The 10,617-nt window shown below is 57.1% G+C and carries 13 protein-coding genes and 1 riboswitch; of the genes, 6 read left to right on the top strand and 7 right to left on the bottom strand.

Features of this window, described 5'->3' with window-relative positions:
* Positions 1-38: 38 nt before the first annotated feature.
* Positions 39-1,172, top strand: a complete 1,134-nt coding sequence (locus LDK53_RS21990) for an ABC transporter permease (protein ID WP_095452547.1) — start codon at positions 39-41, stop codon at positions 1,170-1,172.
* Positions 1,173-1,181: 9 nt separating this feature from the next.
* Positions 1,182-2,288 (top strand): ABC transporter permease, encoded by a 1,107-nt coding sequence (locus LDK53_RS21995; protein WP_225288072.1) that lies wholly within the window; start codon positions 1,182-1,184, stop codon positions 2,286-2,288.
* Here LDK53_RS21995 and LDK53_RS22000 read toward each other — a convergent pair.
* A complete protein-coding gene (locus tag LDK53_RS22000) occupies positions 2,250-2,660 on the bottom strand; it encodes a YbhQ family protein (protein WP_023334980.1) in 411 nt (136 codons plus the stop codon). The two genes, LDK53_RS21995 and LDK53_RS22000, sit on opposite strands and share 39 nt — an antisense overlap.
* Positions 2,661-2,793: 133 nt before the next feature.
* Here LDK53_RS22000 and LDK53_RS22005 point away from each other — a divergent pair, with 133 nt between their 5' ends.
* From LDK53_RS22005 to LDK53_RS22015, 3 genes are read left to right on the top strand one after another with little or no spacing between them, the layout of a single operon-like run.
* Positions 2,794-3,555: an endonuclease/exonuclease/phosphatase family protein gene (locus tag LDK53_RS22005; RefSeq protein WP_045285451.1), complete on the top strand. Its 762-nt coding sequence runs from the start codon at positions 2,794-2,796 to the stop codon at positions 3,553-3,555.
* Positions 3,552-4,790, top strand: a complete 1,239-nt coding sequence (gene clsB / locus LDK53_RS22010) for a cardiolipin synthase ClsB (RefSeq protein ID WP_025757251.1) — start codon at positions 3,552-3,554, stop codon at positions 4,788-4,790. Before LDK53_RS22005 ends, clsB begins: the two co-directional genes overlap by 4 nt.
* Complete coding sequence (locus tag LDK53_RS22015; protein WP_025757250.1) at positions 4,790-5,752, top strand: lysylphosphatidylglycerol synthase transmembrane domain-containing protein; 963 nt, start codon at positions 4,790-4,792, stop codon at positions 5,750-5,752. The genes clsB and LDK53_RS22015 overlap by 1 nt, the downstream gene beginning before the upstream one ends.
* 94 nt (positions 5,753-5,846) lie before the next feature.
* On the opposite strand, the gene LDK53_RS22020 is transcribed toward LDK53_RS22015, so the two are convergent.
* The 6 genes from LDK53_RS22020 to moaA all read right to left on the bottom strand — a co-directional run bounded on the left by LDK53_RS22020 (position 5,847) and on the right by moaA (position 9,326).
* Positions 5,847-6,554: a Bax inhibitor-1 family protein gene (locus LDK53_RS22020; RefSeq protein WP_014883084.1), complete on the bottom strand. Its 708-nt coding sequence runs from the start codon at positions 6,552-6,554 to the stop codon at positions 5,847-5,849.
* A gap of 64 nt (positions 6,555-6,618) precedes the next feature.
* On the bottom strand, positions 6,619-7,071 hold the full coding sequence (moaE, locus tag LDK53_RS22025; protein ID WP_225288073.1) for a molybdopterin synthase catalytic subunit MoaE: 453 nt from the start codon (positions 7,069-7,071) through the stop codon (positions 6,619-6,621).
* 1 nt (position 7,072) lies between these two features.
* Positions 7,073-7,318: a molybdopterin synthase sulfur carrier subunit gene (gene moaD / locus LDK53_RS22030; protein WP_025757247.1), complete on the bottom strand. Its 246-nt coding sequence runs from the start codon at positions 7,316-7,318 to the stop codon at positions 7,073-7,075.
* On the bottom strand, positions 7,311-7,796 hold the full coding sequence (moaC, locus tag LDK53_RS22035) for a cyclic pyranopterin monophosphate synthase MoaC (RefSeq protein ID WP_049008689.1): 486 nt from the start codon (positions 7,794-7,796) through the stop codon (positions 7,311-7,313). Before moaC ends, moaD begins: the two co-directional genes overlap by 8 nt.
* A gap of 3 nt (positions 7,797-7,799) precedes the next feature.
* Positions 7,800-8,312 (bottom strand): molybdenum cofactor biosynthesis protein B, encoded by a 513-nt coding sequence (moaB, locus tag LDK53_RS22040; RefSeq protein WP_225288074.1) that lies wholly within the window; start codon positions 8,310-8,312, stop codon positions 7,800-7,802.
* Between the two features lie 24 nt (positions 8,313-8,336).
* A complete protein-coding gene (gene moaA / locus LDK53_RS22045; protein ID WP_225288075.1) occupies positions 8,337-9,326 on the bottom strand; it encodes a GTP 3',8-cyclase MoaA in 990 nt (329 codons plus the stop codon).
* A riboswitch (molybdenum cofactor riboswitch) is annotated at positions 9,314-9,448 on the bottom strand. It overlaps the preceding gene by 13 nt.
* Positions 9,449-9,674: 226 nt before the next feature.
* Here moaA and yvcK point away from each other — a divergent pair.
* Complete coding sequence (gene yvcK, locus LDK53_RS22050) at positions 9,675-10,583, top strand: uridine diphosphate-N-acetylglucosamine-binding protein YvcK (protein ID WP_025757243.1); 909 nt, start codon at positions 9,675-9,677, stop codon at positions 10,581-10,583.
* Positions 10,584-10,617: the final 34 nt, after the last annotated feature.

The raw sequence follows: 10,617 nt of genomic DNA on the forward strand, positions 1-10,617 counted from the left end.
TATTACCCTCATCCACGACTGGGATAAGGAGAATGCCCATGCGCAGTAATGCCATTTCCTGGCGCAGGGTCCGCGCGCTGTGCGTTAAAGAGACGCGGCAGATCGTGCGTGACCCGAGTAGCTGGCTGATTGCGGTGGTGATCCCCCTGCTGCTGCTGTTTATCTTCGGTTACGGCATTAATCTGGACTCCAGCAAGCTGCGGGTTGGGATATTGCTGGAACAGCAGAGCGAAGAGGCGCTGGACTTCACCCACGCCATGACCGGCTCGCCCTACATTGATGCCACCATCAGCGATAACCGGCAGGAATTAATCCAGAAAATGCAGGCCGGGAAAATTCGCGGTCTGATCGTTATTCCTGTTGATTTTGCCGCCAACATGGCGCGTGCGAATACAGATGCGCCGATCCAGGTCATTACCGACGGCAGCGAGCCGAATACCGCGAACTTCGTTCAGGGCTACGTGGAAGGTATCTGGCAGCTGTGGCAAATGCAGCGCGCCGAGGATCGTGGCGAGACGTTTGAACCGCTGATCGACGTCGAGACGCGCTACTGGTTTAACCCTGCCGCCATCAGCCAGCATTTTATTATTCCGGGCGCGGTGACCATTATCATGACGGTCATTGGCGCGATACTGACCTCGCTGGTGATCGCCCGCGAGTGGGAGCGCGGCACCATGGAGGCGCTGCTTTCAACCGAAGTGACGCGCGTCGAGCTGCTGCTGTGTAAGCTTATTCCTTACTACTTTCTCGGCATGCTGGCGATGCTGCTCTGCATGCTGGTGTCCGTCTTTATCCTCGGCGTCCCGTATCGCGGCTCGCTGGTGGTACTGTTCTTTATCACCAGCCTGTTTTTACTCAGCACGCTGGGCATGGGGCTGCTCATCTCCACCATTACCCGCAACCAGTTTAACGCCGCGCAGGTGGCCCTCAACGCCGCCTTTTTACCGTCGATTATGCTGTCCGGGTTTATCTTCCAGATTGACAGCATGCCTGCCGTGATCCGCGCCGTGACCTACGTGATTCCGGCGCGCTACTTTGTGAGCACCCTGCAAAGCCTGTTCCTGGCGGGGAATATTCCGGTGGTGCTGATTATCAACACGCTGTTTTTAATGGCCTCAGCGTTGATGTTTATCGGTTTGACGTGGATGAAAACCAAACGGCGACTGGATTAAGGAGCGAACATGTTTCACCGTTTATGGACGTTAATACGCAAAGAGCTGCAATCCCTGCTGCGCGAGCCGCAAACCCGCGCCATTCTGGTGTTGCCGGTGCTGATCCAGGTTTTACTGTTTCCGTTTGCCGCCACCCTTGAGGTGACTAACGCTACCATCGCCATCTACAACGAAGACAACGGCAAACATGCCGTCGAGCTGACGCAGCGCTTTGCCCGTGCGAAAGCCTTTACCCATGTCCTGCTGCTGAAAAGCCCGCAGGAGATTAAGCCCACTATCGACACCCAAAAAGCGCTGCTGCTGGTGCGTTTCCCGGCGGATTTTTCCCGCAACCTGGACACCTTACAAACCGCGCCGATACAGCTGATCCTCGATGGGCGTAACTCCAACAGCGCCCAGATCGCGGCCAACTATCTGCAGCAGATAGTGAAGGATTACCAGCAGGAGCTAATGGCGGGAAAACCGAAACCCAACAACAGTGAACTGGTGGTTCGTAACTGGTACAACCCGAACCTGGACTACAAATGGTTTGTGGTGCCGTCGCTGATCGCCATGATCACCACCATCGGGGTGATGATTGTGACCTCTCTCTCCGTCGCCCGCGAGCGCGAACAGGGCACGCTGGATCAGCTGCTGGTTTCCCCGCTCGCCACCTGGCAAATCTTTGTCGGCAAAGCGGTGCCGGCGCTGATTGTCGCCACGTTCCAGGCCACCATCGTGCTGGGGGTGGGTATCTGGGCCTACCAGATCCCGTTCGCCGGCTCGCTGGCGCTGTTTTACTTCACCATGGTGATTTACGGGCTGTCGCTGGTGGGGTTTGGACTGCTGATTTCCGCGCTCTGTTCGACGCAGCAGCAGGCGTTTATCGGAGTGTTCGTCTTTATGATGCCCGCGATCCTGCTCTCGGGGTATGTCTCGCCCGTTGAGAATATGCCGGTGTGGCTACAGGATCTGACGTGGATAAACCCGATTCGTCACTTTACGGATATCACCAAGCAAATTTATCTGAAGGATGCGAGTCTGGATATTGTCTGGGGAAGTTTGTGGCCGCTACTGGTCATCGCGGCCACGACGGGCTCAGTGGCGTACGCGATGTTTAGACGCAACATCGCGTAGCTTTTTCTCTTTGGTCAGCAACGAGACCACCGCAGGCCCGGCAAGAATAGCCAGACCGGCCAGGGCCAGCAGCAGGTTGTTTTGCAGCACGCGAGACAATAGCCAAAGCACAATCATCGCTGCACCAAAATACCAGGTGGTGGTGAGCTCTTCGAGCACGTCACCCACCTCGCGCCAGCGCGCTTCATGGTGGCGCTGTAAAAACAGCATCGACAGTACGGTGACGCCATAAAGGACGCATAGTCCCAGGCCAACACGCACCAGCGTGCCGCTCATCCAGCCCATCACCAGTACGGCCACGACCAGTAAATGCAACATTATCTGCCAGCAACTCAGGCCAGTTGCGACACGAACACGTTGTTGCCACTTCATGGCTTCTCTCCTGAAGGATTTTTCTCTGCTTAATCAGACTACCGCACTTTACGGAAAATTCCGTAACGCCGCATCTTTTTGTGACGACGACTACACTTTATTTTCATCGGGATAGTCACTCAGGAAGGAGCTTATGACGAAAAAAATGCAGCATTTCTCGCTTAAGGTGCTGACGATAAACATTCATAAAGGCTTCACAGCATTTAACCGCCGCTTCATTTTACCGGAGCTGCGCGACGCGGTGCGCACCGTCAGCGCGGATATTGTCTGCCTGCAGGAAGTGATGGGCGCCCACGAAGTGCATCCGCTCCACTTTGAAAACTGGCCCGACACGCCGCACTACGAATTTCTGGCCGACACCATGTGGAGTGATTACGCTTACGGCCGCAATGCGGTCTATCCTGAAGGGCATCACGGCAACGCGGTGCTGTCGCGTTATCCCATTGAACATTACGAAAACCGCGACGTTTCCGTCGGGGAGAGTGAAAAACGCGGGCTGCTTTACTGTCGCATTACGCCGCCCGATCTTGATCTGCCGATCCATGTCGGCTGCGTTCACCTGGGACTTCGCGAAGCCCATCGTCAGGCGCAGCTGAAAATGCTGGCCGAATGGGCCAACGCGCTGCCTGACGGTGAACCTGTTGTCGTGGCAGGCGATTTCAACGACTGGCGACAGCGGGCAAACCATCCGTTGAAAGTGGATGCCGGGCTGGAGGAGATTTTCACCCGGGCGAACGGCAGACCTGCGCGCACGTTTCCGGTGCGGTTTCCACTGCTGCGCCTTGATCGCATTTACGTGAAAAATGCCCATGCCAGCAGCCCTACCGCGCTGGCGCTCCTCAACTGGCGGCATCTTTCCGACCATGCCCCGCTCAGCGCGGAGATCCACTTATGAAATGTTCCTGGCAGGAAGGCAACCGGATCACGCTGCTGGTCAACGGGGACGAGTATTACCCGGCCGTGTTTAAGGCCATTGATAACGCTCAGCAGAAGGTGATCCTCGAAACCTTTATCTGGTTCGAAGATAACGTTGGCAAGCAGTTGCACAGCGTGCTGCTGCGCGCCGCCCGGCGCGGCGTCAAAATTGAGGTGCTGCTGGATGGCTATGGCTCGCCGGACCTCAGCGACGCGTTCGTTAATGAACTGACCGCCGCGGGCGTGGTGTTCCGCTACTACGATCCCGGCCCTCGCCTGTTCGGCATGCGGACCAACCTTTTCCGCCGGATGCACCGCAAAATTGTGGTGGTGGATGAAACGGTAGCGTTTGTTGGCGGCATTAACTACTCCGCGGAACATATGTCCGACTATGGCCCGGAAGCGAAGCAGGACTACGCAATCCGCATTGAAGGCCCGGTGGTACAGGACATTTTACTGTTTGAGCTGGAAAACCTGCCGGGGAAAGAGGCCGTTCGCCGCTGGTGGCGACGCCATCATCGCCCGGAAGAGAACCGCAAACCCGGCGAAGCGCAGGCGCTTTTCGTCTGGCGGGATAACGGTGAGCACCGGGACGATATTGAACGTCACTATCTTAAGATGCTGGCCAACGCGAAGCGCGAAGTGATCATCGCCAACGCCTACTTTTTCCCGGGCTATCGCCTGCTGCATGCCATGCGCAATGCGGCCCGACGCGGGGTGCGGGTGAAGCTGATTGTGCAGGGCGAGCCGGATATGCCCATCGTCAAAGTCGGGGCGCGGCTGCTGTATAACTATCTGGTGAAAGGCGGCGTTCAGATCTACGAATATCGCCGTCGGCCGCTGCACGGCAAAGTCGCGCTGATGGACGACCACTGGGCAACCGTCGGTTCCAGTAACCTTGACCCCCTTAGCCTGTCGCTCAATCTGGAAGCCAACCTGATCATTCACGATCGCCAGTTTAACCAGACCCTGCGGGATAACCTGCAGGCACTGATCGTCAACGACTGCGTGCGGGTGGATGAATCCATGGTCCCCAAACGCACCTGGTGGAACCTGGGCATCAGCGTGGTGGTGTTCCACTTCCTGCGCCATTTCCCGGCGATGGTCGGCTGGCTGCCGGCGCATACGCCGAAACTGGCGCAGGTGGACCCGCCGGTACAACCGGAAATGGAAACCCAGGACCGTATTGAAGCGGAAGACGGAGGCAAACCCTGATGTCGAAATCACATCCGCGCTGGCGGCTGGCAAAAAAGATCCTGACCTGGCTGTTTTTCATCGCCGTCGCGGTTCTGCTGGTGGTCTACGCGCAGAAAGTTGACTGGGAAGAGGTGTGGAAAGTTATCCGCAACTATAACCGGATGGTGCTGCTGGGGGCGCTTGGGCTGGTTATCGTGAGCTACCTGATGTATGGCTGCTATGACCTGCTGGGTCGGGCTTACTGCGGCCACAAGCTGGCCAAACGTCAGGTCATGCTGGTGTCGTTTATCTGCTACGCCTTTAACCTGACGCTGAGCACCTGGGTCGGTGGGATTGGCATGCGCTATCGCCTGTACTCGCGCCTGGGGCTGCCTGGCGGGACGATTACGCGCATTTTTTCCCTGAGCATCACCACCAACTGGCTGGGCTATATTCTGCTTGGCGGGGTGATATTTACTGTCGGCGTGGTACAGCTGCCCGCGCACTGGTATATCGACGAAACCACCCTGCGCATACTGGGCATCGTGCTGCTGTTGATTATCGCCGTTTATCTCTGGGCCTGCGCGTTTGCGAAACGCCGTCATATGACGATCAAAGGGCAAAAACTGGTATTGCCCTCGTGGAAGTTCGCGGTGCTGCAGATGGCCGTGTCCAGTGCTAACTGGATGGCGATGGGGGCGATTATCTGGCTGTTGATGGGTGAAGACGTGAATTACTTCTTCGTGCTGGGCGTGCTGCTGGTGAGCAGTATTGCCGGGGTGATCGTGCATATTCCGGCGGGGATCGGCGTGCTGGAGGCGGTCTTCATCGCTCTGCTGGCTGGAGAACATGTCTCTCAGGGCACCATCATTGCGGCCCTGCTCGCCTACCGCATGCTCTATTACTTCCTGCCGCTGGCGCTGGCAACGGTCTGTTATCTGGTGCTGGAGAGCCGGGCGAAGAAGTTACGGGCGAAGAATGAGAGGATGTTGGCGAAGTGAACGCCCCTCACCCTACCCCTCTCCCCAAAGGGGAGAGGGAACCGATCGAGCCCCTCTCCCCTTTGGGGAGAGGGGTTGGGGTGAGGGGAAATAACTAGCGACGGTTGCCGAAAATGCGCAGCAGCATCAGGAACAGGTTGATGAAATCCAGATAGAGCGTCAGCGCGCCCAGAATCGAGTATTTGCGCAGGTTAGAGCTGTCGCGCACGTCGATCTGTTCGCCGATATTTTTCAGCTTCTGGGTATCATACGCCGTCAGTCCCACGAAGACCACCACCCCAATGTAGGTCACCGCCCACATCAGCGCTTCGCTCTTCAGCCACAGGTTTACCAGCGACGCCAGCACGATCCCGATCAGCCCCATGAACAGCATGCTGCCGAAGCCGCTCAGATCGCGTTTGGTGGTGTAACCGTAGAGGCTCATCGCACCAAACATCCCGCCGGTTACCACGAAGGTGCTGGCGATGGAAGAGTAGGTGTAAACGATGAAAATGCTGGAAAGCGTCAGCCCCGTTAACGCCGAATAGAGCATAAACAGGGTCGTTGCCATGCCGGCACTCAGCTTTTGCACCAGGCCTGAGAGCACAAACACCAGCGCCAGCTGCGCGATAATCAGCCCAAAGAAGGTGATTTTGCTGGAGAAGATAAACATCATCAGCTCAGGGGTGTTCGCTGCATACCACGCGATAAACGCGGTAAGCAGTAAGCCGACCGTCATCCAGCCATACACCTGAGCCATATACGTCTGCAGCCCGCTACGGGTCTGCTGTACTATTGAATCGGAACGCGGAAATCGGTCCATGATTCACTCCTGATTAAGATTAAGTAGACACACACGTTAAGAGTAACACATCCACGTAAACCGACTACCAACGGCTGGCGGACTGTTTATCGCTGTCGCGGGACTCGACCCACCGTTCGCCTTCCGGCGTGGCTTCGCGCTTCCAGAACGGCGCTCTGGTTTTGAGGTAATCCATAATGAATTCCCCGGCGGCAAACGCGCTGCCGCGGTGTGCGCTGGTCACCCCGACAAAGACAATCTCCTCGCCGGGCCACATCTCACCGATGCGGTGAATCACCGTGACGCGCCCAAGCGGCCAGCGGCTTCGCGCCTGGTCCACAATCTCCGCCAGCGATTTCTCCGTCATGCCGGGATAGTGTTCCAGCGTCAGCGCCTTCACGCTGTCGCCGAGGTTGTGGTTGCGCACCTTGCCGGTAAAGGTGACGACCGCGCCGTCTTCATCGCGTTCCGCCAGCCAGCTGTATTCTGTACCAACACTGAAGCGCTCAGGACCTACCAGAATTCGGGTTTCCGCCATCTTAGCCCCCTGTCACCGGCGGGAAGAAAGCCACTTCATCCCCTGCCTTCAGCGGATGGGTGAATTCCACCAGCGTCTGATTCACGGCGGCCAGCAGCTTGCCTTCGTCCAGCGCCAGCGCCCAGCGGTCGCTTTGTGCCGCCAGATGCGCACGCAGAGCCGCAACGTTTTCAAAAGAGGCATCCAGCGTCAGGCTGTCGGTATTCACCAGTTCACGCACCTGAGCAAAAAAGAGCACCTTAATCATGGCTGTCCACCTTAAAATCACCGGACTTGCCGCCGCTTTTTGCCAGCAGGCGAACCGGGCCAATCACCATATCTTTCTGTACCGCTTTGCACATGTCGTAGATGGTCAGCGCGGCGACGGAGGCTGCCGTCAGCGCCTCCATCTCCACGCCGGTTTTCCCGGTTAAACGGCACAACGATTCAATGCGCACGCGGCTGTGCTCCGGCTGCGCCTGCAGGTTCACTTCCACTTTGCTCAGCATCAGCGGGTGGCAAAGCGGGATTAAGTCCCAGGTGCGTTTCGCGGCCTGAATACCCGCAATACGGGCCGTGGCAAACACGTCACCCTTGTGATGACTGCCGTCGATAATCATCGCCAGCGTTTCAGGCAGCATGGTAACGAACGCTTCCGCGCGCGCCTCGCGCACCGTTTCCGCTTTGGCGGAGACGTCCACCATATGCGCTTCGCCAGCGGCGTTAATGTGGGTCAGTTGTGACATAGCTTATTTCTTTAAATGGGGATGAAAATTACACGGACGGGTACGGGCATCCAGCTGCGGGGCGATGATGTTTTCCCACGCGGTGCGGCAGGCTTTGGTCGAACCCGGCATGGCGAAAATCAGGGTGTTATTTGCCACGCCCGCCACGGCACGCGACTGCAGCGTGGAGGTACCAATCTCCTCAAAGGAGAGCATGCGGAACACCTCGCCGAAGCCTTCCACTTCGCGGTCGAACAGCGGGATCAGCGCTTCAGGCACCTGATCGCCCGTGGTAAAGCCGGTGCCGCCGGTGATCAGCACCACCTGCACCTCAACACTGGCGATCCACTGAGAGACCTGCGCGCGAATGGCGTAGCGATTCTCTTTGACCATCGCTTTATCGACAATCTTATGTCCTGCGTCATGGGCCGCCTCGCGCAGCCAGTGGCCGGAGGTATCATCCTCTTCGCCACGGCGGTCGGAAACGGTAAGAATGGCAATACGTGTCGGGATAAATTCTGCACTTACCTGACTCATCTTCTGATTCCTTCTTAAGACTGGTTACCCGCCGATGTAGGACAGGTTCTGAGTAATGCCGGTATTGCCCTGATGCAGGAAGTGGGTCTGTTTTTTATGCGTCAGGGCCTGAGAGATCCGCGCTTCAAGCGCACTCTGCTGGGTATCATCTGCCAGCAGATCGCGTAGATCAACGCCACCGTCGCCAAACAGACATAAGTGCAGTTTGCCCACAGAGGAGACGCGCAGACGGTTACAGCTGGCGCAGAAGTCTTTCTCATAGGGCATGATGAGCCCAATTTCCCCTTCGTAATCCGGGTGACAGAAGACCTGCGCCGGGCCATCGCTGCGCTGGCGGATCTGGTGGATCCAACCGCGTTTTAGCAGCTCGTCACGCAGCACCATGCCGGAAATGTGATGGCGGCGGAACAGCTCGCTGCCCTCACCGGTTTCCATCAGCTCGATAAAACGCAACTGAATGGGGCGGGATTTGATCCACGCCAGGAAGGTGTCCAGCTGATGATGGTTCACGTCACGCATCAGCACCGTGTTGACTTTGACCTTTTCGAAGCCAGCCGCAAATGCCGCGTCGATACCGTCCATGACCTGCTGGAATTTATCCTGGCCGGTAATGGCGTGGAACTGGCGGGCGTCCAGGCTATCGACGCTGACGTTGATCGCCGTCAGCCCCGCATCGCGCCAGTTCGCCACGTCGCGGGCCATACGGTAACCGTTGGTGGTCACCGCAATCTGGCGGATACGTTCGTTTTCACGCACCGCGGCAATGATGTCGGGGAAATCGCGGCGCAGCGAGGGTTCACCGCCGGTAAGGCGCACTTTTTCGGTGCCAAGCTCAGAGAAGGCGCGCGTGACGCGGCGCACTTCATCCACGGAGAGAAAGCCGTTATTGGTGACGCTGCCCGGTTTGTAGCCGTCGGGCAGACAGTAAGTGCAACGGAAGTTGCACACATCGGTAATCGACAGACGTAAGTAATAAAACTTACGCGCGAAAGCATCAGTAAGTTGTGAAGCCATGTACACCTTTCCAGATACGGGAGGCACAGTCATTTCTTTCTGTACCCTGGTGGCAAATTCGCCACGGCCAGAGCGCCATATCTTTCGACACAGGCACAAAGGCTAGAGTGTATGTTTTCAAATTTGAAAACGTGGTTATGGCGATAGTAGCGCGTAAATCCTCTCACCGCTATTCTCGCTTAACGCTATATAAATAACTACATAACGCCATAATCGTGTATTTTCGCTACAGAATACTCAAAAACAGCCTCTTCGCATTGATATGTGTCATTTTGCGTCCGGTAGGGCATCGTCTTTTAGGGGTAGTTAGGGTAGTGTTACGCAGATCAAACGTGATAAGGAACAGGTATGCGCAATCGCACTTTTGCGGATCTTGACCGTGTGGTCGCACTCGGCGGAGGCCACGGTCTCGGGCGAGTGATGTCCTCACTGTCTTCACTCGGCTCCAGACTGACAGGGATAGTGACAACCACGGATAACGGTGGCTCTACGGGGCGCATCCGACGTGCGGAAGGGGGTATCGCCTGGGGCGATATGCGCAACTGCCTGAACCAGCTGATTACCGAACCGAGCGTCGCTTCGGCGATGTTTGAGTACCGTTTCGGCGGGAATGGGGAACTTTCCGGGCATAACCTCGGAAATTTAATGCTTAAGGCTCTCGATCACCTGAGCGTGCGCCCGCTGGAAGCCATCAATCTGATACGTAATCTGCTAAAAGTGGATGCGTTCCTGATCCCGATGTCTGAACAGCCGGTCGATTTGATGGCCATCGACGTGGATGGCCATGAAGTGTACGGCGAAGTGAATATCGACCAGCTAACCCTGCCGCCAAAAGAGCTGATGACCTACCCCGCCGTTCCCGCCACGCGCGAAGCGGTTGAGGCCATCGCCGAGGCGGATGTGATCCTGATCGGCCCCGGCAGTTTTTACACCAGCCTGATGCCGATTCTGCTGGTGAAAGAGCTGGCGCAGGCGTTGCGCAGAACCCCTGCTCCGATGGTCTACATCGGTAACCTGGGGCGTGAACTGAGCCCGGCCGCGGCCAGCCTGTCGCTGGCGGACAAGCTGGAGCTGATGGAACAGTACGTCGGGAAGAAAATTATCGACGGCGTGGTAGTGGGACCGAAAGTTGATGTGTCAGGGATTGGCGATCGCCTGGTGATACAGGAGCCGCTGGAGGCCAGCGATATCAAATATCGTCATGACAGGCACTTGCTGCGCGAAGCGCTGGAGAAGGCGATTCAGGCGCTGGGCTAGGCGCATTTTGTGCGGCCTGATGCCCTCACCCCGG

The sequence above is a fragment of the Enterobacter sp. K16B genome (assembly GCF_020216105.1).
Lineage (GTDB): Bacteria > Pseudomonadota > Gammaproteobacteria > Enterobacterales > Enterobacteriaceae > Enterobacter > Enterobacter sichuanensis.

Excerpts from the sequence above, each read along its gene's own strand:
- LDK53_RS21990 (WP_095452547.1), top strand. The coding sequence starts at position 39 with ATGCGCAGTAATGCCATTTCCTGGCGCAGGGTCCGCGCGCTGTGCGTT.
- LDK53_RS21995 (WP_225288072.1), top strand. The coding sequence starts at position 1,182 with ATGTTTCACCGTTTATGGACGTTAATACGCAAAGAGCTGCAATCCCTG.
- LDK53_RS22000 (WP_023334980.1), bottom strand. The coding sequence starts at position 2,660 with ATGAAGTGGCAACAACGTGTTCGTGTCGCAACTGGCCTGAGTTGCTGG.
- LDK53_RS22005 (WP_045285451.1), top strand. The coding sequence starts at position 2,794 with ATGACGAAAAAAATGCAGCATTTCTCGCTTAAGGTGCTGACGATAAAC.
- clsB (WP_025757251.1), top strand. The coding sequence starts at position 3,552 with ATGAAATGTTCCTGGCAGGAAGGCAACCGGATCACGCTGCTGGTCAAC.
- LDK53_RS22015 (WP_025757250.1), top strand. The coding sequence starts at position 4,790 with ATGTCGAAATCACATCCGCGCTGGCGGCTGGCAAAAAAGATCCTGACC.
- LDK53_RS22020 (WP_014883084.1), bottom strand. The coding sequence starts at position 6,554 with ATGGACCGATTTCCGCGTTCCGATTCAATAGTACAGCAGACCCGTAGC.
- moaE (WP_225288073.1), bottom strand. The coding sequence starts at position 7,071 with ATGGCGGAAACCCGAATTCTGGTAGGTCCTGAGCGCTTCAGTGTTGGT.
- moaD (WP_025757247.1), bottom strand. The coding sequence starts at position 7,318 with ATGATTAAGGTGCTCTTTTTTGCTCAGGTGCGTGAACTGGTGAATACC.
- moaC (WP_049008689.1), bottom strand. The coding sequence starts at position 7,796 with ATGTCACAACTGACCCACATTAACGCCGCTGGCGAAGCGCATATGGTG.
- moaB (WP_225288074.1), bottom strand. The coding sequence starts at position 8,312 with ATGAGTCAGGTAAGTGCAGAATTTATCCCGACACGTATTGCCATTCTT.
- moaA (WP_225288075.1), bottom strand. The coding sequence starts at position 9,326 with ATGGCTTCACAACTTACTGATGCTTTCGCGCGTAAGTTTTATTACTTA.
- yvcK (WP_025757243.1), top strand. The coding sequence starts at position 9,675 with ATGCGCAATCGCACTTTTGCGGATCTTGACCGTGTGGTCGCACTCGGC.